Below are 21,353 nucleotides of genomic sequence, written 5' to 3'. Positions count from 1 at the left end.
ATGCAGGTGAGAAGATGGCAATGTCTAATATAATTCGTGGAACAATGTTGTTAACAGCGGCCACGTTTTTTTCAAAATTTCTAGGGATGATCTACACGATCCCCTTTAATGAATTGGTTGGTTCTTCTGGTGGGGCCTTATATGGTTATGCATATGGTCCATACAATATATTAATTAGTTTGTCTACAATAGGTGTACCGCTTGCCGTTTCTAAGTTTGTTTCTAAGTATAATTCCCTTGGAGATTATGAAACAGGTCGGAGAATGTTCAAAGCAGGTATTGGTTTAATGGCAATGACTGGTATTATTGCTTTTTTATTGTTATTTTTTGGTGCAGATCTTTTGGCTAGAGTGTATGTTGTCGATGATGAATATGGTAATTCTGCATCTGATATTGCTCTAGTATTAAAAATGGTTAGTTTTGCACTATTAATCATTCCAAGTATGAGTATTATTCGCGGTTTCTTTCAAGGCTATGAATCAATGGGGCCAACGGCAATTTCACAGATCATAGAACAAATTGTTCGGATTATCTTTTTATTAACAGCTGCTTTTTTCGTATTAAATGTCTTTAATGGTACCATTCGAACAGCTGTTGGCTTTGCGACATTTGCAGCATTTGTAGGGGCAATCGGTTCCTATATTGTATTAGGTTTTTATTGGAAAAAGAGAAAACCCCATTTGGATAAACTAATTGCGCAACAAACAACAACCTATGATATACCAATGCAGAAGTTGTACAAAGAACTTTTTCGTTACGCGGGACCATTCGTCCTAGTTGGGCTTGCGACACCATTGTATCAGCAAGTTGATTTACTTACCTTTAATAGGGCAATGGTCGCTATTGGCCAAGCTGAAATCTCAGATATAGCTTTTTCAAATATTAACTTTTATGGACATAAGCTTGTAATCATACCGGTAACCCTTGCGACAGGCTTGTCTTTAACTATATTACCTGCGATTACAAAATCAATTACCGATAACAACAAAACACTAGCGTTTAAACAAATTAACCAAGCATTACAAATTGTGATGCTACTTGTACTTCCAGCTGTAGTTGGTATGTCATTATTATCAAATGAAGTCTATGGTTCCTTTTATGGAATGGAGAATATAGGAATAAATGGCCCATTACTAGCTTGGTATGCACCTGTCGGATTGTTTTTTGCGTTTTTTACAGTAACCTCATCCATCCTTCAGGGAATCAATGAACAACGATTTGCGGTGATTAGTTTAACAGCTGGATTAATCGTTAAGATCACGTTGAACATACCTCTTATGTATGCTTTTGGGGCTAAAGGAGCAGTAATTGGCACTATGTTAGCGGTATTTATTGCTGTTATATTGAATTTTTGGAGAATAAAAACTTCCATTCAGTTTTCGTATAGAGAATTTAAGAAACGATCCGCTTTGGTCGCGATCTTAACTACTATAATGGCCATCACGGTTTGGATAACAAGATGGATATTAGGGCTTTTTCTATCGAACCAAGATGGACGCATGGAAACGGTTTTCATATTAGTCATTACGATGGTGATTGGTGCAGTAATGTATGTATGGTTATGCTATGAATCAACTTTATTAGAAAGAACGATAGGAAGCCGTGTGCGTGTTCTGGAGAAGTTGTTTAGAAGAAGATAACAATTGAACTCGCATTGAAAGGAGAATCTATGTGCGAATTGATAAAGTACTATCAAACATGGGATATGGAAGTAGAAAAGAAGTGAAAGAACTTCTAAAAAAAGGTGCGGTACTCCTTAATGATGGTGTTATTAAAAATGGAAAAGAGCATGTCGATCCTTCCCTAGATGTAATTACCATATTCGGAGAGAAACTTGAATACAAATCATCCATTTATCTAATGATGAACAAACCTCCAGGCTTCGTATCTGCTACCGAGGATACAAGAGACGCTACAGTCATTGATTTGTTAGAGCCAAAGGATACAATCTTTGAGCCTTTCCCAGTTGGGAGGCTCGACAAGGACACAGAGGGTTTGTTGCTTATTACAAATGATGGGAAATTAGCCCATCAATTACTTTCTCCAAAAAAAGATGTAGGAAAAACATATATTGCTCGTGTTTCAGGAAAAGTTACCGAAGAAGATCGTATTCAATTTGAAAAAGGGGTTACATTGGACGATGGATATGTTACGAAGCCATCAGAATTAAAGATTTTGAAAAGAGGAGAAGTATCTGAAATTGAACTTACGATTAAAGAAGGAAAATTCCACCAAGTAAAAAGGATGTTTGAAACTGTTGGAAAGAAAGTATTATATTTAAAGAGGATATCGATGGGTAATCTTTCTCTTGATCCGAAACTAGACCTTGGAGAATATCGAGAATTAACAAATGATGAGTTAGTAGAGGTTGTTCAAAAAGTCACCAAATGATAAGCTGCGCACCTCAGGCCCACACGATATGGGTCATGCAGGCGTTGCCACAGGACGTGGCGACTTTTGAACACGCATTAGTAGGTATAATACCCAAGGGTTATTAAAAGCACGATGAGGGGGTCAACGTAAGAATAAGAAGCATTTTATACTTTCTTATCTGGTAAAAAAATGGCTGACTCTTGTTGTGTCAGCCGTCTCCTCTACTTAATATTAAGAAATCCTTACTTTTTTACCAGTGATTTTCCATCTTCCCCGGGTCGGACTCATTACAAGACCGTTATGTTCCAAGACGCTTAGATCTCTTTGAACAGTTCGATCCGTAATACTAAATTCCTCTGCTAATTCTGATGTTGTAACTGTGCCGTTTTCTCTAATATAAAGGTACACAGCTTTAACACGGGTTAGCATGCGGGTTGTTGATTGATTCAAAAAACCACTCCTTAATGTATGCATTAGAAACGTGGTGAAAGTGAATCGTGTAGTTGTTTTTATTTTACACCATTTTGATTGAAACTGGCTAGTAGTTGAAGTGAAATTTACAGATAATTCTTTTAAAGAGGTTGTTTAGTGTTTATCTCGCATTAACGGGCAGTAATACCCCGACCTCAAGACTTTAGAAAAACGAGAAGTGTAGGCGGGGGTAACTGCCCGTAAATGCCCGATTGGTTCAACTAACAATCAGTGTGGGATGAAGAAAACCCCCACTGATTGAAGTTTCACTTTATGAAGTACCCATTAAAAAAGGAGGCAGGATATGTATTTCTTTCGTAAAGTCATGCTTCGGATGATTAAGGTGAACAATTCTTTATTATTCGGTACAAGTTTTTTATTAATATTATTTACATCCTATTTAGTGGTTGAAGTGGAGCCGGAAACCTTCTCAAACTATTTTGATGGGTTCTGGTGGGTAATGACGACCGTCACCACGGTTGGGTATGGAGATTATTTTCCAGTATCTATTGGTGGAAGAGTAATAGCGCTTTTTCTCTATGTGTTTGGAATTGGCTTAATTGGAGTTGTTATCGGAAAAGTGGTGGATGGGTTAGCTAGCTTTCGTAAAAAAAGAGAGGAAGGTGATATTGTGTTTAAGGAGCGTAATCACTATATTATTGTCGGTTGGTCTAAAAAAGCAAAATACGCAATAAATGAAATGCTGGATACGAAAAAAGATGTGGAAATCGTTATTATTGATGATTTAGAAAGAGCACCAATGCTTTCGGCGAATGTGCATTATATCAGAGGGAATGCCTCCTCAGAAGAATTACTGATCCAAGCAAACGTCATGGAGGCTAAATCAGTACTTATTTTTGCGGATGATCGTATTGATAACAGCGAATTATGTGATGGTAAAACGCTGCTAATCGCTTCTGCAATTGAAGCTGTTGCCCCGTCAATACATACTGTTGTAGAAATAATCGAGGAAAGGCATATTAGAAATTTCGAATACATGAAGGTAAATGAATTTATTATTTCTCATGAAACGATATCCTCTCTTTTTGTCCGTTCTGCTTTTATGAATGGAATTTCTAGCGTATATGGCCAGCTATTAAGTAGGTCACACGGGGATGATCTTTATCATATTCCTGCTTTACCTCATTGGAAAACGTATCGAGATGCATTTGATGAGCTGTTAGGTGTCGGCGCTACACTTATTGCAGATAAAAATGATCTTAGTATCAATCGCACGCTTGACAATGAAATAAAAACAGATTCAGAGCTGTATGTTATTTGTGATAAAAATACATATAACCGTTTTATGAAAAAGGTGCAGGAGAAGTAATGTGCTTTTTTTGCATGAATGTGATGAAAAAGTGAGAGCCTAAAGTGATATAATGTTACTGGAGGGGATCATATGCAGTTGCCTCATTATTTTATTGCAGTACCGCTAAACAAGGAATGTCAGCAATGGTTGTCCTCTTGGCAGGAAAAACTAAAGCAGTATTTTTCTTATAAGGTTTGGCCAGATCCATTGGATTTACATATAACATTAAAATTCTTAGGGCCTGTTTCCAATGAAGTGCTTCAACCATTGATACAGCAATTGCGAAATCAGAATACTTCGTTTGCTTTTAACATATCCATTCAATCATTAGGGATGTTTGGTAATCCAAGAAAGCCAAGAGTGTTGTGGGCGGGCATTGAAGAAAATAATGAAGAACTTTCCAAACTACAAAAAAAGGTTGAGTTTGCTTGTAAGGAACAGGGGTTCAAAGCAGAAAATAGACCATATCGTCCACATATTACACTTGGGAAGAAGTGGCTGGAACAGAAAGGAGAAAGGACTGTTACGAGCCTGCATGAAAATTTTCAAGATCGTATGAATATGATTGTAGATGCATTTGTTATTTTTCAAATTCATCCTTCCAAAAGTCCTAAGTATGAAGTAGTGGAACTATTTTACTTAAATCGAGGTGATTGAAATGGCTCAAGTGGTAAAAATAAAAGACTATATTTCTAGGTACGAGACGAACATCTACCACTATCCAGGTCAATTTATCCGATTAAAGAAGGAAAACTGGAATAAAGCGTTAGAGGCGTGGGAATTACAAGATGTTCACGAGATGGAACTAGAACATACAAATAAAAAAGAAACGATCCTGTCTAAGTGGAAACGGTTGTTTACAAAAGTGGAAGAAAAACCACCAGCATTTGAGGAACAGGTTTTACACAAACTACCAGAATCAAAACAACAATTAAAGCATGAATTTTTGGATACTCTTATGCGTTTTCAATTAAAATGGGCCTCAACAACGGTTAGTGATATGTCGATTGTAGATCAAGGGTATGAAGATGATCAGAGTTTAAAATATTTTTTACAACGATTTCCTGACACCTATTTGTTATATTATTATCCTATATTTAACTTAAAAAATGCTCCAATCGAAGCAGAAATTCTATTTGTTAGTCCTATTGGGATGGATATCATTCACCTGATTGATTTTAACTCAAAGGAAATCGAAATAATGGCAGATGATGGTCGAACGTGGAATTTGAAGGAAGGCAATGAAATGAACCGTATGTTAAGTCCAATGATTTCTTTGAAAAGAACGGAGCAGGTCATAAAACGTGTATTAAACACACATCATCTTGATTTTCCGATTACAAAAGTGGTACTTTCACCAAACCATCGTTTGCGGTTTCAAGCTGAACCCTTTCGAACGAAATTTATAGGTTTGGAACAGCATGATGAATGGCTTTCAGAAAAGAGAGGACTGGTTTCCCCTTTAAAGCATCAGCAACTAAAGGTTTGTGAGGTGCTATTGAAATATTGTCAAACTAGTGCGGTAAAGCGTCCTGAATGGGAAGATGAAACCTATCCATTGTAATGAACAACCTCTAAAATGAATCTCTTGAAATTTCCTGCCAAATTGGGTACTCTTATATATATGTCCTTTTTCGACAGAAACACACAACAATAGATTAATAATTTTATAAATATACAAGCTATAATGGTAAATACGACTCCATTACGTACGGTTGCTGAGTTAAGTATTTTGAAGAATTACAGGAATTGAGGGTGAATTGGTTGGAACATATACTTGGTGAAGATTGGACAATTACACCAGCTGGAGGCTCTTCAGGCGAAGCGTATTTTGCGAAAAATGAACGAAAAAGACTCTTTCTTAAACGAAATTCATCACCTTTTCTTGCTGTTTTATCCGCGCAGGGAATCGTGCCGAAACTTGTCTGGACAAAACGATTGGAAAATGGAGATGTAATTACGGCACAAAAATGGTTGGACGGACGTGAGTTGACGCCAGAGGAAATGCAGCACCCTCGTGTAGCCGACATGCTAAGTAAAATTCACCATTCCTCTGAACTACTGGACATGTTAGTTAAAATTGGTAAAAAACCAGTTGTTCCAGAGGATATTTTACGAAATATAAAAGGATTATTGAAAAGAAATTTTGAAGGTTATTCGAACATTGTGATTCATAAAGCATTAACTTATTTGGAAAACGTACTACCAATCATTACAAATCAAAAGCAAGTTGTATGTCACTGTGATATGAATCATAACAATTGGCTTTTATCAAGTGAAGGAGAACTCTATTTAATTGACTGGGATAATGCCATGATAGCTGATCCGGCGATGGATCTTGGGATGATTTTAAAGTGGTATATACAGGAAGAAGAGTGGGAAGATTGGCTTGCTCGATACGGGGCAAAAAAAGAAAAACAATTACTAAAACGAATGTATTGGTATTTAATTGCAGACGCTATGAAGTCACTGATTTGGAATTTAGACAACGGTAAGCAAAAAGAAGCCGCTAAACGATTTGAAAACCTGAAGCGGCTATTGCAAAAGGTACCAATCTAACTCACTGTAGTGTATCAATTGTATTAATCCATGTTTGCAAATTCTGCTGATTCGATGTTATGTGTTCATCCAAGTTTTGAGCCAATTCTCCCTTTCGTCCATAGTTATATATTTCAGGTAACAGTTGTGTAAGTTGTTCGTCTTGAATAGCATGTTTCGACATTAAGGATTGTACTAACCTTTTGATCTGTTGACATTCAGAAATACTTCCACAGCACTCTTCAGATTGCTCACTTAACAAATCAGATAGTACATGTAACTGATCGTTAACATTTAATGACATTTGATATCCCACCTTCTTTCATATTTTTGCTCATTATGGTGTCAATATGCTTAGAAATAGTTGGTTTTTTTGCAAGATAAGTGGGGTACCAAATAATCAATACTCACGCTAAAACACATGAAATTCAGCATGTGTTTTTTCTAGTTGAATTGTCGCGTCAGAGCGGAGGACACTGTTGGAATTCTTGCATATTCAATGTGTAGTTGAACATGTTGTGGATAAATTTGAGCATAATGGGGAACATCAACCCTGGGGTTGATGTGAGAGCCTCCCTACGCTTAACAAAGAAACGTGGGAAGGTGCTGGATTGGTTCCTTACAATTGCGGTGCGTACTTGATTTGTTTTTGTTTTACTGTCGGGTTCACCTTTGTGTTTATTTTTTCAAATGGATATATAAATATAGAATACCCAAGAAACATTATTGCAAATAATACCAGTACTGCACTTTCAACTACTTTTCCGATAAACATCATTAATATATTCACACTCCAATTTGGTTTCTTCTCATTTAATCGCACGACTACAATCATATAGGGAGAAGCGCTTTCATCCCAAACTCTTTTATTCGCTATAATAACAGGTGAAAGAGCAGTGTGGGATATCATGAAGATATAGCGGTGTATATAGTAATATTAGTCGTATATATCCTTTTTTACTTTGATTTACTTTAAATTCGGTGTGAATCTTTCATTTTTTTGCTAAACATGCTATTGTCAAGAGCGAAACGTGTGGAAGGAGTTTTAGAATGCGTACAAGGAATAAACCGTGGGCAGATGATTTTTTAAAGGAGCAAAAGGAGGTTGTGGTGCATCACCCATTTCATCATAAAAATAAATGGAAGGATGTTTTTGGTAATGATCATCCAATCCATATTGAAATCGGGTCAGGTAAAGGGCAATTTATTGCCGGAATGGCAAAACAACACTCTGATATTAATTTTGTTGGAATAGAGATGGCCAAGAGCATTATTATAACTGCAGTACAAAAGGTTCTTGAAACAGAACAAAAAAATGTACGATTAATCAACGAAAACGCTAAGGATGTGCGAGACATATTTGGTGAAAATGAGGTGGATAAAATTTATTTGAATTTTTCCGATCCGTGGCCAAAATCTCGACACGAAAAAAGACGTCTTACATACCCTGCATTTTTAGAACAATACAAAAACATCTTAAAGAAAAATGGGGAAATCGTTTTAAAAACAGATAATCGCAAGCTTTTTGAATACTCGCTCGTTCGTTTTTCGAAATTTGGAATGATGTTGGAGGAGGTTGCCTTGGATTTACATGATCTTCATGATCCAGAAAACGTCATGACCGAGTATGAACAAAGATTTTCAAATAAAGGTCAGCCAATTTATCGTTGTAGGGCTAGATCTAGATTTTCCTAATGGTGACTTTTTGAACATCCTCTAATGTTATCGTTTACAGATTACCAATTTCTTTTGTAAACTTGTAGAAGGTGAAGGAGGATTTTGGAATGGAAACGTTACAGGTTGGAAGAGCAAAATTAACTTGGTTAAGTGGTGGAGTAAACTTTTTGGATGGTGGTGCGATGTTTGGGGTCGTGCCTAAGCCTCTATGGGGGAAAAAATACCCTTATAATGAGAAGAATCAAATCGAATTAAGAACAGATCCTATTTTGATTGAACTAGATGGTAAGCATTTTTTGATCGACTCTGGCTTAGGTAATGGAAAGTTGACAGAGAAACAAATTCGGAATTTTGGGGCACTTGAACAATCTTTTATTGATGAATCCCTGAGAGAACTTGGATTAACAACAGATGATATTGATGCGGTGCTGATGACCCATTTACATTTTGATCATGCTTCAGGTTTAACAAATTGGGAAGATGAAAAGCTCGTTCCTACATTTCGCAATGCCACTGTATATACAAGCCAAGTGGAATGGGATGAAATGAGGAAACCAAACATTCGATCCATTAACACATATTGGGAGGACAATTGGAAGCCCGTACAAGAAAAAGTTCAAACATTTGAAAATGAAATCAAAATTGCAGACGGATTAAAAATGATCCATACGGGTGGCCATAGTGATGGACATGCAATTGTGCTGTTTGAAGATGGAGTGGACTCATTCCTACATATGGCAGATATCATGCCGACACACGCCCATCAAAATGTGCTATGGGTTCTTGCATATGATGACTATCCTGTGACTTCTGTTTTTCAAAAAGAGATGTGGATGGAAAAAGGTTATGGTAAAGAGTCGTGGTATACTTTTTATCATGATGCGTATTATCGAGCGATTAAATATAATGGTAAAGGTGAAGTAATCGATAAGCTTTCAAGAGAACAATATGATTACGATAAATAACCAAAAGGAGTTTAGGGATGATATATCATCCCTAAACTCCTTTTTAAGAGGCTGTTTCGGCGACTTCGAGGATCGCACCTGTTTCTGCATCGACATAAAATTCTAATTGTGTATTGTCTTCTTCATTCTCTCTTGTTACGCCGCCTCGATATACCGTATACGTTAGGCCGTTTTTTATGAATTCTTCTGGTTGCATATAAATCCATGATCCATTTATCGATCCTTGTTGTTTTAAAGCATTTTTGGCAGCCTTCAACGCTTTCTCGGGGGTGATCGATTGTTGTTTATCGATTTGATCTTTCATCAAGTATCCAACAACGACCCCTAAACCAGCTACGATTACAACATTTCTTAGCTTCATATGTATCACCTCGGACTTTAGTTTACATTAAGTATACATGAATCCATTTTAAATAGAAAACAAACGAGATAGGTGTGGAAAGTGGAAACGTTAGCAAAGATTCGCTACAATATAGTATAGGCTAAAATAGTTGGAGGGAATACATAATGAATCACGAAACACTACAATTATTTCGAACTTTAACGGAATTACCTGGTGCACCTGGTAATGAAAGTGCAGTACGTAGATTTATGAGACAGGAATTAGATAAATATGCAGACGAAGTAATACAAGACCGACTGGGCGGTGTATTTGGTATCAAGCATGGAAGTGGGCCAAAGGTATTGGTAGCGGGACATATGGATGAAGTTGGATTTATGGTAACCAATATCACCAAAAATGGTATGTTGCGTTTTCAAACATTAGGTGGATGGTGGAGTCAGGTTTTATTAGCTCAACGTGTACAAATTATAACCGATCAGGGTCCTGTTACTGGTGTGATTGGTTCCATTCCACCACATAACTTAACAGAACAACAAAGAAAAAAACCGATGGAAATGAAGAACATGTTAATAGATATTGGTGCAGATGATGTAGATGATGCGAAAAAGATTGGCATAAAGCCAGGGCAACAGGTCGTACCCATTTGTCCATTCGAACCATTAGCAAATGATAAGAAAATACTTGCCAAGGCATGGGATAATCGGTATGGATGTGGGTTATCCATTGAGCTTTTAAAAAAATTACAAGGAGTAAAAGTCCCAAATCAGCTTTATGCGGGTGCGACCGTACAGGAAGAAGTTGGCCTTCGAGGGGCACAGGTAGCGGCAAACATGATTCAACCAGATATTTTTTATGCACTTGATGCATCTCCTGCTAATGACATGTCAGGAGATGATAAAGAGTTTGGCCAATTAGGAAAAGGTGCTTTGCTACGAATTTTTGACCGTTCGATGGTAACACATGGGGGCATCCGTGATTTCATATTAGATACAGCTGAGTCAAACAACATTCCGTATCAATATTTTATATCCCAAGGTGGCACGGATGCTGGAAGGGTACACACATCTAATCAGGGTGTACCGTCCGCAGTTGTTGGTATTTGTTCTAGATATATTCACACACATGCATCTATTATTCATGTCGATGATTATGCAGCAGCCAAAGAACTCCTGATTAAGCTTGTCAAAACCACGGATCAAGATACAGTGGATCAAATTGTTAAAAATGGCTAAGGAGTGCAACGAAGGTTTGGTTGGCATCTAGTGTAAGTGGTGAAATGGAAGGGTGAAGGTTATGAAGCTTTATGTTGGCACCAAAAATCCTGTAAAGCTCGCTGCGGTAGAGCATGTTTTTTCTGAACATGAGATCATTTCCGTTGAAGTATCATCAAAAGTCTCATCACAACCATTCTCTGATAAAGAAACACGAGAAGGAGCAATAAATCGTGCGATGGAGTGTGCAGCTTTATCAATGGGTGGGCTCGGCATTGGTTTAGAGGGTGGTGTGATGGAAATAAAAGAGAGTCTTTACTTATGTAACTGGGGAGCACTCGTTGATGAAAAGGATACCGTCTATACGGCTAGTGGAGCGAGAATTCCTTTACCTGATGAGATTTGGGACGAACTAAAAAAAGGAATAGAGCTTGGTGATGTAATGGAGGCCTATGCCAAAAAGAAAGATGTTCGAAAAAAGGAAGGTGCCATCGGGATATTTACGAATGAAATGGTAACAAGAGAAACAATGTTTGCACATGTAATAAAATTGCTTAAAGGCCAATATGAAGTCAAAAAAAACAAGGCATGATTTTTTATCATGCCTTGTACTTACTCATAAACATATGCAAGGACGTCTAGTGCTTGATCCATTGAGGTTACGGTTACATTTGCTTTATTTGCTATTTCTTTTAAAGGATGGATTAAAGATTCTGGACGAACAAGAATGGTGGGCTTGTTTAATGCAATTGCAGTAGAGATATCCATCGCTGTGTTCCATTGTTTATAGGATTCTCCAAACAACGCAATTACTGCATCTGATTTCTTCATAAGTACAAGCGTTCTAAAGTTATTAATGCTAGAAGCGGCATGATCTCGATATAAGTTACTTGGCTGGTTACCAAGAACATCCTCCCCAATGCTATCAGAACGTTCATGATTTTCTTGTGGTCCTACGAAAGTGAATGGTAGATTTCGACTACTTACCTTATTCTTCAATTCCTCTCTCCAATTGTCGTGAATCTGCCCTGCTAAATATACAGTTAATTCCACATTAAAACCTCCCTATGTAGTATATTTCTATATTATAACGAAACGAAAAACAATGGTAAAATGATACAAATATTCACTCTTGATAAATCTTGAATTCATAGCTATGATAAAAAGAGGGAAAAAAGAACTAGATTTTCAGGAGGAAGAATAGTGCAGAAATTAGTAACGAAACTATTTTTGATGACAATGATTCTAATAGTAACTGCATGTAGCTTTGAATCAGAAGATGAAACACTTAAGGATGTTAAAAAAGTTACCGAAACTGAGTTTAGTAGTACTGGGGTTGAACCAAATACTGAACTAGAACAATTTTCGATATACATACCAAATAATTTAGAAATTGTCGAAAAAGGGAAAAGCAATCTTATCCTTGAGGAAGGGGATCAATCGTATGTCGTCTTTAACAATGTATTTGAGGATCGAGCAAGTGAATTAAATTATAAAACGGCATCTGTAGCAGAAAACCCGAATTTATTAGAGTCATTTACGGATGATGGTAGGTTTGGATATGTTCGTATTATTAAAACGGACGAGGAAGAGTACGAGCTCCAGGTTGGAATAGGTGGAATAAAAATCACCACGTATTCACCACTTGGGAGTTTAGAAAGTGATGCAGAAATGATGATGAAGATCGCAAATTCGATAACGAATACATCGAATAAAGAGTAAAAAGAGAGCTTATGCCTCTCTTTTTTTTATGTGTAAAAGAACAACCCTTCTAAAATTATAGAGTATACTTGATTATTACTACGATTAAGTTAATAATGTAGGTATTATGTTAAGAATTGAACAAATCTATGTCATCATGGCGATGAAACTTCTGTTACAAGGGGAATTGAAATGAAGACTTTTTTACGAAAAAAGGGTGTATCGCTTTCACCAAAGGTGTATTTTATAACTGCTTTAAGCTACATGGCGCTCGGTTTATTTTCTTCTTTAATTATCGGACTCATTATAAAGACAATAGGAGAACAGATCCCTTTTTTATCCGCACTTATTGAAATGGGTAGTTTTGCAATGGATACCAAAATATGGGGTGGCGCCATCGGTGTTGCTATTGCCTATGGGTTAAAAGCCCCGCCTCTAGTCATGTTTTCTGCATTATTTGGTGGTGCATTCGGTGCTGAGCTAGGAGGACCAGCAGGTAGTTATGTATCTGCTTTACTAGCAACTGAATTTGGAAAAATACTGTACAAAGAAACGAAAATCGATATCTTGCTAACCCCATTCTTAACTATACTAGTCGGATTTTTCACAGGGAAATTTATTGGCCCACCCATTCAAACCTTTATGACAGGTTTTGGAGATGTGATCAAATGGTCAACATTACAGCAGCCTTTTTTAATGGGAATCATTGTGGCAATATTAATGGGATTAGCACTAACTGCTCCGATATCCAGTTTGGCGATAGCATTAATGTTGTCATTAGATGGTATTGCTGCAGGTGCTGCAACAGTTGGGTGTGCGGCACAAATGATCGGATTTGCGACGGCTAGTTATCGAGATAATGGATTTGGAGGATTTTTGGCTCAGGGAATTGGTACTTCTATGCTACAAGTAGCCAATATTATTAAAAAACCGATCATTCTACTACCGCCAACAATTGCGGGTGCCATCTTAGCACCGATTGCATCGGTGTGGCTTGGATTAGTCAACAATCCACTTGGTGCAGGAATGGGTACAAGTGGTTTTGTAGGTCAAATTATGACTTTTGAATCAATGGGGTTTTCATTAAATATTTTGTGGATCATTCTTTTGTTACATATTATTGGGCCGATGATCATTAGCTTTGTTGTTTCTGAGTTTTTAAGGAAAAAGGGCTGGATCAAGCCAGGGGACATGAAAATTGAATATGAGTGAGTAAAGCGAAACTATTTGAATAAGATGGAGGTTGTTCGAATTCTATATAGTGACTTTTTGAACAACCTCTATAGTGTACGTGTTAGCAAAAGATTGACTTTCTTTAATTGTCCGTAAAAGAATGCTAAAATACACGTAGTTATTTTCTTCCCAGAAGGAGGAATACGTAATGAAAATGACCAGTATAAAGATGAAAAAAATGTTAGAGGAAAGATTGCAGCATCCGGATTGGAACATTTCCTATAACAGAGATAAAGATACGTTCCGTGTAGAATGGAAGGAATCAGGAAAAGGAATAACGATTACACTCCCGAATGTTGTGTCTAAATATGAAAATAGAGGAGAGCGTTCCTTAGATGATTTGGTGAATCATGTGCAGGAAGCATTAAGGATCATGAATGAGACACACGAATTAACAGGCAAAGAACAGCACATTTTTCCTGTTATTCGTGCTACGTCGTTTCCTACTGAAACAAAGTCAGGAAAACAACTGGTTTATTCGGATCACACTGCGGAAACACGTATTTATTATGCAATTGATTTAGGGAAATCCTACCAACTAATTGATCAGGATATGCTAGAAAAGGAAGGCTGGAAAAAAAGCCGATTGAAAGAAATTTCTTCTTTCAATGTTCGCTCTTTACCTGTGGATTTAAAAAAGGATCGAGTTGCAGATAACGACTTTTACTTTATGGCAAGTCAGGACGGGTATGACGCTTCTAGAATTTTGAATGAGTCACTGTTAGAAGAGATGAAGGCGAATAGTAAAGGAGATTTAGCTGTAGCTGTTCCACATCAGGATGTGTTGATTTTTGCGGATGTTCAAAATCCTATGGGGTATGATATATTAGCCCAGATGACTATGAAATTTTTCGCGGAAGGACGTATTCCGATTACATCGCTTGCCTTTATGTATGAGGATAAAGGGTTAGAGCCAGTGTTTATTCTTGCTAAAAACAAGCCAACGGAATGACATTGTTTTTTCATAAGGGCTTGCAAAATCGTTAGCTAATGCATGAATTTTTAACGAAAAACCTTTGTCATTCGTGACAAAGGTTTTTAAAATGTATCCCACCTTAAAGCTAAAAACTGATAATATATAGAATAACTATTGATATAGAAAGAGTGAATGGTATGTGGGAACAGATGAAAAAGAGAGTAAAGCAACTATTTTCCAGTCCATCTGAAGATAAAAGATACAATCAACGATCAACTGTTGATAAACAACAGGAAGTTTATACAAGAATGGCCTACCAATACCCGACAGAAAGGACATTCACTGTCCCTGATTTATCAGATCAACTTGAACGACCATCATTACATTTTGAGAAAAGAAGGCATCGACAACAAAATGAAATACAAGATAAACGTGTAGAAGATAAAGAAGATATAAAACTTACGAGCGAAATAAAAGGGAAACCATTCCACTTAAGTGAAGTTGCTTCCCCTATATTCGGTTATAGGGATCGTTCCCAATCGACGCTAGAAATAGATGGTGTTCCTGCTTATCTACGAAAAAACAAATCGAGATCGGAGCAGAGAAATACTCTATTACAAACAGTAGATAGTGCTATTATGTCGGAAAATCATGAAAAATCACAAAACACAAATAACACGCCAAAAGAAGCCAGAAAATCGGTTAGAGGACATCATAGACATGTCACACCATTGCCTGATCGTACACCAACACAAACCGATGCGGATCATCAAACAGTAAGGAAGAAAAAACAGGAAAGGCAATTCTCTCTCCCGAAAAATATAGATGTTCAGGAACAGAAGCTACAAGAGGCTATTTTATTGAATCAAAGTAAAAACAAACAATTACCATATAATGTGATGATGCGTCCAAACAGCAGGCGGGGAGTACAGACCCAATCGTCTCCACCACCTAAAAGAGAGGGGCAAGTATCAGAAATAGATACAGATACAGAAGTAGAAACAGTACCTCGTTCAGAGCAGACTCCACTTCATTTGCTTAATGACCCTGTCCAAGTATCGTTGGCAGATGATACTTGGGTGGAGAAGCAAACAGAGCTACTAAATTCTACTTTGCAACATTTTCATGTAAAGGCAAAGGTGGTTCGCGCTATTAAGGGGCCAGCTGTGACACGGTTTGAGGTTCAACCAGATTTAGGGGTAAAAGTAAGTAAGATTAAAAATCTCAGTGACGATATTAAACTTAATTTAGCTGCAAAGGACATTCGGATGGAAGCACCCATACCAGGTAAAAACGCTATCGGAATAGAAGTACCAAACCCAGAGGCGCTCCCAGTAGGGTTGTATGAAATTATTCACTCTACTGCATTTCAAGAGGATGCTTCACCTCTCACTGTTGCACTTGGATTAGACATAGCAGGTCAGCCAATTGTCACGAACCTAAAAAAAATGCCTCATGGTCTTATTGCAGGTGCAACAGGATCTGGTAAAAGTGTTTGCATTAACACTATTTTAATTAGCTTATTATACAAAGCAAATTATGAACAAGTGAAATTTCTACTAATTGACCCAAAAATGGTTGAACTGGCACCGTATAACGATTTACCTCACCTCGTCTCACCTGTAATTACAGATACAAAAGCTGCAACAGCTGCTTTAAAATGGGCAGTTAATGAAATGGAAGAAAGATATGAGAAATTTGTGCAAGAGGGTGTTCGAGATATCGAACGTTACAACCAAAAAATCGAAAAACAAGGCCGTGCTAACGAACACCTACCATACCTTGTTATTGTAATCGATGAGTTGGCCGACTTAATGATGGTATCACCACAAGATGTAGAGGACGCAATTTGTCGAATAGCGCAAAAAGCAAGGGCTTGTGGGATTCACTTGCTATTAGCAACTCAAAGGCCGTCTGTTGATGTTATAACAGGTCTCATTAAGGCAAATATTCCTACCCGAATTGCTTTTAGTGTTTCGTCACAGGTGGATTCCCGAACCATCATAGATGCTAGTGGTGCCGATAAATTGCTTGGTAAAGGAGACATGCTTTTTCTAGAAAACGGAGCAGGCCAATCAAAACGTATTCAAGGTGCATTCGTTTCTGACGACGAGATTGAGAGAGTAACATCACACGTAAAAAAGATCGCGCCGCCTAATTATCTATTCGAACAGACAGAGCTCCTTAAACAGATCGATATGGAGGAAGAGGAAGATATTCTTTTTCCTGAAGCAGTTCAATTCGTTACGGAACAGGATGCGGCAAGCTCTTCACTATTGCAAAGACGTTTTAAAATCGGATATAACCGAGCAGCTCGATTAATTGATAGTATGGAGCAATTTGGGATTGTTTCAACACAAAACGGGAGCAAAAAACGAGACATATTGATGAATCGAGAACAGATAAACACGTTTTTAATGGATAGAAAATAACTAATTTTATAAGAGGTTGTTCAAGAAAGAGACAAAAGAATCCAGAACGAAATAATGGAACTTGTCGAAGTAGTCATGTTGCTTTATTATAAGAAGAGAGTAAGCGTCAATGATCATAAATAAAACTCAGTTATTGTCGGGTCTGTGAAGGTGAAAGCAGAGTCGTAATCACTTTAAGTAAGTCCACCATGATGCATGATAACAGTTACAAGCGCTGTGAAGCTGATCAGATTGTAGGTTAAGGAGCATAGGTCGTATGAAGGAAATCGAGAAAAAGTTGAATGGTGAAATAAATAGATTAACAAATAAAACATTTAAATTTGATGAGCGAGTGAAAGATGGATGGTTTTCAGCCGTGTATTTTCTGAAATCGAAAGAGATCACGGAAAAAATGCTACCCAATAATGAGGTTACGATGCAGTTCTTTCAAAAGGAACATGCTGTTTTATGTGGTACCGATGAAGCGATAGCATTGGTCTATAAATTTGCTAATCACCCTGATAAACTTAACATTCATTCGTTAAAAGACGGGGATAAGGTTAGCCCGTATGAGACCGTATTAACCATATCAGGTCCATATCAACATTTTGGCTTTTTGGAAGGTATAATTGACGGAATATTAGCGAGAAGAACATCGGTTGCTACTAATGTATATAATGTGGTAAAAGCAGCAAGAACATCTGGAAAACAAAAGCCAATTATCTTTATGGGTGATCGAGATGATCATTTTACGATGCAGGCAGGAGATGGATATGCAGCATTCATTGGAGGATCGACAGCCCAAGCAACCCATGCGATGAATGAATGGTGGGGCAAGGCTGGTATGGGGACAATGCCACACGCATTAATCCAAATGTTTAAAGGGGATATTGTCGCCACTTCAAGAGCTTATCATGAGTTTTACCCCGAGGACGATTTAACGGCATTGGTCGACTATAATAATGATGTGATAACAGACTCCTTAAAGGTAGCCCGCGAATTTGGTGAAACATTAAAAGGGGTTCGTGTTGATACATCAAGGAATTTAGTCGATAAATATTTTTTGAGAAATCAACATGTAATGGGCACCTTTGATCCAAGGGGTTCAAGCCCTGAATTAATATTTGCGCTCCGTAGGGCACTAGATGAAGAAGGCTATCAACATGTTAAGATCATTGTAAGTGGTGGATTTACAGAAGATAGGATTCGTGAGTTTGAAGAAAACAAGGTTCCTGTAGACATGTATGGAGTTGGAGGCAGTCTCCTGAAGGTTACAATTGGATTTACGGGAGATAATGTATTACTAAATGGTGTCGCTCAAGCAAAAGAAGGTAGACGATTCAAACCAAATCCAAGATTGGAAAAGGTCCCGTACATCGAACAAAAGTAAAAAAAGGTTGATAGGCGACTGTCAATCTTTTTCTTCTGTATGTGAAAAAAATGGTTCGCATGTTCCACTAAGAAAAAGAATTTGCTATAATTACGGAATAGTTAGCCGAATCGTATTTCTTTTTTCACTACATAAGAATAAAAAAAGACTGTATTTTTTGGAGGTTCTTGTTTATGACAACTTACCATTTTATTGGTATAAAAGGGACGGGGATGAGTGCACTGGCTCAAATTCTTCATGACTCAGGAGAGAAAGTTCAAGGGTCTGATGTGGAGAAAAGATTTTTTACACAGGATGCACTAGAGGATAAAAATATTCCGATTTTCCCTTTTTCAAAGACAAACATCAAAGAAGGGTTAATCATTATTGCAGGAAATGCATTTAATGATGACCACGAAGAAATCCAAGAAGCAAAACGCCAAGGACTGTCTTTTTATCGATATCATGAATTTTTGGGAGAATGGTTACAGCAATACACGAGTATTGCAATTGCAGGTGCCCATGGAAAAACGTCTACAACAGGACTTTTGGCTCATGTTTTACAACAAAAATTCCCAATTTCATATTTAATTGGAGACGGAACAGGGAAAGGACACGAATCAAGTGCATACTTTGTATTTGAAGCCTGTGAATACAGAAGACATTTTCTCCAATATAAGCCAGATTTTGCTATTATGACAAATATTGACTTTGATCATCCCGATTATTTTACGAGTATTGAAGATGTATTTCACTCGTTTCAACAAATGGCTGAGAAAGTGAAAAAAGGAATTGTAGCCTGTGGGGATGATGAGTATTTACAAGAAATTCAAGCAAAGGTTCCCGTTGTGTACTATGGTTTTTCTGACACAAATGACTTTCAAGCTCAAAATGTATTGGAAACAGATTCAGGTACTAGTTTTGACGTGTTTGTACGTAACACCTATTACGATACTTTCCTGATTCCAGGGTATGGTAACCACCATGTTCTAAATGCACTTGCAGTTATATCGCTTTGTCATTATGAAGGAATAGATGCAGAAGATATTAAAAAGATGGATTCATTTGAAGGTGTTAAACGACGCTTTACGGAAAAACGGGTAGGAAACCAAATTTTAATAGATGATTATGCACACCATCCAAAAGAGGTAGAAGTAACGATTGAATCTGCTAAGAAGAAATACCCGAATAAAGACGTGGTAGCCATCTTCCAACCTCACACATATACAAGAACGAGAACCTTCTTACAAGAATTTGCGGAAAGTTTGAAGTCGGCTGATAAAGTTTATCTTTGTGATATTTTCGGTTCCGCTAGAGAAGATAGTGGTAAATTGACCATTAATGACTTAAAGGAACTTGTAGATCAATCAGATATTTTGAAGCTTGATCATACAGAAATTTTAAAACAACATACAGATAGTGTCTTGGTGTTTATGGGGGCTGGGGATATTCAAAAATTCCAGCAGGGTTATGAACAAACAATTAAATTAGCGAAAAAGTAATAGTGAAATGAAGGAATTACACGAATGCTTATAGAAACTAAGGAGAAAGACGAATACTTTCTCCTTTTAATTTACATGTTAAATAAATAGAAAGATTGTCTATCTCGTTATGTTTACGAATATGCCAAAAGGGAAGTATGGAATGAAGAGGCAAACTTCGTACAGGCTTCAAGAAACAAATTATTTCACATACATAGTAAAAGGAGATGATAGTATAAATGGTCAATCTGCTTTATGTTGCGGCACTCATTGTAGCAATTGCCTTTACTGTACTTGTTATTTATCTAGCTAAGGTATTAAAGTCAGTCCAAAAAACCTTATCGAATGTTGCGAATACAATGGAAGGGCTGGAAAAACAAATGGAAGGAATAACAGTAGAAACAACTGCATTATTAAACAAAACGAATAAACTTGCAGATGATATTCATGATAAATCGAAAAGAATGAATACTGTTGTGGACGGGGTGAAAGGAATAGGGGATACAATCCAGGATTTTAATCAATCTGTTCGCTCTATCACGACAAATGTAAGGGATGTAACTGAAAAACAAACAGAGTCTACGGCAGCAGTGATGAAATGGGGCACAGTCCTGATTAATTTATATAAGCGCAGTAAAAAGGGTACATTACAAAATATGAAGGAGGAATAAACGGATATGGGAAACCAAACAGATCATAATCAAGACATTAATAGCAAGGATTTTTTAATAGGTTCTCTTATTGGAGGAATTGTTGGGGCATCCGTGGCTTTATTATTTGCGCCGAAATCAGGTAGAGAGCTTCGTGATGATATTAACGAAGGTGCAGATTATGTTCGAAGTCGAGCAGGTGACTGGAAAGATATTGCGTCTGAAAAAGGGGAAGAATGGAAGAATAGAGCACGAGAAGCTTCTTCAGAAGTAACCAAAACTGTTTCAGATAAATCAAAAGATCTTAGTTCACGTGTGAAAGATACGTCTAAGAATCTCCAAGATAAAGTATTCGATATTAAAGCAGCTGAACAAAATCCTGCAGAAACAGACGATCAACTTTCTGAAGCAATAGAAGATGCTGTAGAAGATATTGAAAAGGATAGCAAGAATTCTTAAGTTATCGAAATAGAAAACGAGTTACAAACGCCATCTTGGCGTTTGTAACTCATTTTTTTGCTGTTCAATACTGTGATTGTTAAAATTTAACTTATCTATTCGTCTTCCGAAAGTGCTATAATTATTAAGGAAAGAATTGTAGTTGGGACAAAAAAACAGAACATCTTTTCAGTTCTGTTTTTTTGTCCCAATTGCAATTTTTCCCATTGAACAATAGTCGCACTGTCACCTTTCAATCATCCT

23 protein-coding genes are annotated in these 21,353 nt (G+C 37.2%); 18 read left to right on the top strand and 5 right to left on the bottom strand.

Annotated features, from left to right (window positions below; genetic code table 11):
- The first annotated feature begins 20 nt into the window (after positions 1-20).
- Positions 21-1,640 carry a putative polysaccharide biosynthesis protein gene (locus NC797_RS16465; protein ID WP_272437911.1) on the top strand — a complete coding sequence of 540 codons (1,620 nt, stop codon included), beginning with the start codon at positions 21-23 and terminating at the stop codon, positions 1,638-1,640.
- A 31-nt stretch (positions 1,641-1,671) separates the two neighbouring features.
- Complete coding sequence (locus NC797_RS16460) at positions 1,672-2,391, top strand: pseudouridine synthase (protein WP_272437910.1); 720 nt, start codon at positions 1,672-1,674, stop codon at positions 2,389-2,391.
- Between the two features lie 213 nt (positions 2,392-2,604).
- On the opposite strand, the gene NC797_RS16455 is transcribed toward NC797_RS16460, so the two are convergent.
- Positions 2,605-2,823, bottom strand: coding sequence for a DeoR family transcriptional regulator (locus NC797_RS16455; RefSeq protein ID WP_272437909.1), 219 nt, complete (start codon positions 2,821-2,823; stop codon positions 2,605-2,607).
- 325 nt (positions 2,824-3,148) lie between these two features.
- Between NC797_RS16455 and NC797_RS16450 the strand changes: the two genes are divergently transcribed.
- The 4 genes from NC797_RS16450 (at position 3,149) to NC797_RS16435 (ending at position 6,715) form a co-directional block, all read left to right on the top strand.
- Positions 3,149-4,174 carry a potassium channel family protein gene (locus NC797_RS16450; protein WP_272437908.1) on the top strand — a complete coding sequence of 342 codons (1,026 nt, stop codon included), beginning with the start codon at positions 3,149-3,151 and terminating at the stop codon, positions 4,172-4,174.
- 72 nt (positions 4,175-4,246) lie between these two features.
- Positions 4,247-4,813 carry an RNA 2',3'-cyclic phosphodiesterase gene (gene thpR / locus NC797_RS16445; RefSeq protein WP_272437907.1) on the top strand — a complete coding sequence of 189 codons (567 nt, stop codon included), beginning with the start codon at positions 4,247-4,249 and terminating at the stop codon, positions 4,811-4,813.
- A 1-nt stretch (position 4,814) separates the two neighbouring features.
- Complete coding sequence (locus tag NC797_RS16440) at positions 4,815-5,720, top strand: NERD domain-containing protein (protein ID WP_272437906.1); 906 nt, start codon at positions 4,815-4,817, stop codon at positions 5,718-5,720.
- Positions 5,721-5,911: 191 nt separating this feature from the next.
- Positions 5,912-6,715, top strand: a complete 804-nt coding sequence (locus NC797_RS16435; RefSeq protein ID WP_417168721.1) for a phosphotransferase — start codon at positions 5,912-5,914, stop codon at positions 6,713-6,715.
- Between the two features lies 1 nt (position 6,716).
- Here NC797_RS16435 and NC797_RS16430 read toward each other — a convergent pair whose 3' ends face one another.
- A complete protein-coding gene (locus NC797_RS16430) occupies positions 6,717-6,998 on the bottom strand; it encodes a YtzH-like family protein (protein WP_272437904.1) in 282 nt (93 codons plus the stop codon).
- Between the two features lie 315 nt (positions 6,999-7,313).
- A complete protein-coding gene (locus tag NC797_RS16425; protein ID WP_272437903.1) occupies positions 7,314-7,529 on the bottom strand; it encodes a hypothetical protein in 216 nt (71 codons plus the stop codon).
- Between the two features lie 215 nt (positions 7,530-7,744).
- Here NC797_RS16425 and trmB point away from each other — a divergent pair, with 215 nt between their 5' ends.
- Together trmB and NC797_RS16415 are read left to right on the top strand one after the other, a co-directional pair.
- Positions 7,745-8,389: a tRNA (guanosine(46)-N7)-methyltransferase TrmB gene (trmB, locus tag NC797_RS16420; RefSeq protein WP_272437902.1), complete on the top strand. Its 645-nt coding sequence runs from the start codon at positions 7,745-7,747 to the stop codon at positions 8,387-8,389.
- A gap of 89 nt (positions 8,390-8,478) precedes the next feature.
- Positions 8,479-9,336, top strand: coding sequence for a YtnP family quorum-quenching lactonase (locus tag NC797_RS16415; protein WP_272437901.1), 858 nt, complete (start codon positions 8,479-8,481; stop codon positions 9,334-9,336).
- 43 nt (positions 9,337-9,379) lie between these two features.
- On the opposite strand, the gene NC797_RS16410 is transcribed toward NC797_RS16415, so the two are convergent.
- A complete protein-coding gene (locus NC797_RS16410; RefSeq protein ID WP_272437900.1) occupies positions 9,380-9,697 on the bottom strand; it encodes a PepSY domain-containing protein in 318 nt (105 codons plus the stop codon).
- A gap of 146 nt (positions 9,698-9,843) precedes the next feature.
- Between NC797_RS16410 and NC797_RS16405 the strand changes: the two genes are divergently transcribed.
- Both NC797_RS16405 and NC797_RS16400 read left to right on the top strand, forming a co-directional pair.
- The gene (locus NC797_RS16405) at positions 9,844-10,911 is read left to right on the top strand and encodes a M42 family metallopeptidase (protein WP_272437899.1); all 1,068 of its coding nucleotides are present in this window, start codon (positions 9,844-9,846) and stop codon (positions 10,909-10,911) included.
- A gap of 61 nt (positions 10,912-10,972) precedes the next feature.
- Positions 10,973-11,482 carry a DUF84 family protein gene (locus NC797_RS16400; RefSeq protein ID WP_272437898.1) on the top strand — a complete coding sequence of 170 codons (510 nt, stop codon included), beginning with the start codon at positions 10,973-10,975 and terminating at the stop codon, positions 11,480-11,482.
- Between the two features lie 20 nt (positions 11,483-11,502).
- On the opposite strand, the gene NC797_RS16395 is transcribed toward NC797_RS16400, so the two are convergent.
- Positions 11,503-11,943 (bottom strand): YtoQ family protein, encoded by a 441-nt coding sequence (locus NC797_RS16395; RefSeq protein WP_272437897.1) that lies wholly within the window; start codon positions 11,941-11,943, stop codon positions 11,503-11,505.
- A 150-nt stretch (positions 11,944-12,093) separates the two neighbouring features.
- On the opposite strand from NC797_RS16395, the gene NC797_RS16390 reads away from it, so the two are divergent.
- The 8 genes from NC797_RS16390 (at position 12,094) to NC797_RS16355 (ending at position 21,110) form a co-directional block, all read left to right on the top strand.
- Positions 12,094-12,612: a hypothetical protein gene (locus tag NC797_RS16390; protein WP_272437896.1), complete on the top strand. Its 519-nt coding sequence runs from the start codon at positions 12,094-12,096 to the stop codon at positions 12,610-12,612.
- Positions 12,613-12,783: 171 nt separating this feature from the next.
- Positions 12,784-13,803 (top strand): PTS sugar transporter subunit IIC, encoded by a 1,020-nt coding sequence (locus tag NC797_RS16385; protein ID WP_272437895.1) that lies wholly within the window; start codon positions 12,784-12,786, stop codon positions 13,801-13,803.
- Between the two features lie 169 nt (positions 13,804-13,972).
- On the top strand, positions 13,973-14,776 hold the full coding sequence (locus tag NC797_RS16380; RefSeq protein ID WP_272437894.1) for a DUF1444 domain-containing protein: 804 nt from the start codon (positions 13,973-13,975) through the stop codon (positions 14,774-14,776).
- Positions 14,777-14,949: 173 nt separating this feature from the next.
- Complete coding sequence (locus NC797_RS16375; RefSeq protein ID WP_272437893.1) at positions 14,950-17,172, top strand: DNA translocase FtsK; 2,223 nt, start codon at positions 14,950-14,952, stop codon at positions 17,170-17,172.
- Positions 17,173-17,428: 256 nt separating this feature from the next.
- Positions 17,429-18,541 (top strand): nicotinate phosphoribosyltransferase, encoded by a 1,113-nt coding sequence (locus tag NC797_RS16370; protein WP_272437891.1) that lies wholly within the window; start codon positions 17,429-17,431, stop codon positions 18,539-18,541.
- Between the two features lie 173 nt (positions 18,542-18,714).
- On the top strand, positions 18,715-20,022 hold the full coding sequence (gene murC / locus NC797_RS16365; RefSeq protein WP_272437890.1) for a UDP-N-acetylmuramate--L-alanine ligase: 1,308 nt from the start codon (positions 18,715-18,717) through the stop codon (positions 20,020-20,022).
- Between the two features lie 218 nt (positions 20,023-20,240).
- A complete protein-coding gene (locus NC797_RS16360) occupies positions 20,241-20,672 on the top strand; it encodes a DUF948 domain-containing protein (protein ID WP_272437889.1) in 432 nt (143 codons plus the stop codon).
- 6 nt (positions 20,673-20,678) lie between these two features.
- Positions 20,679-21,110, top strand: coding sequence for a YtxH domain-containing protein (locus tag NC797_RS16355; protein WP_272437888.1), 432 nt, complete (start codon positions 20,679-20,681; stop codon positions 21,108-21,110).
- Positions 21,111-21,353 lie beyond the last annotated feature (243 nt).

Origin of the sequence: Terrihalobacillus insolitus, assembly GCF_028416575.1 — a bacterium.
GTDB lineage: Bacteria > Bacillota > Bacilli > Bacillales > Amphibacillaceae > Terrihalobacillus > Terrihalobacillus insolitus.
This window is presented reverse-complemented; position numbering and strand designations above follow the sequence as displayed.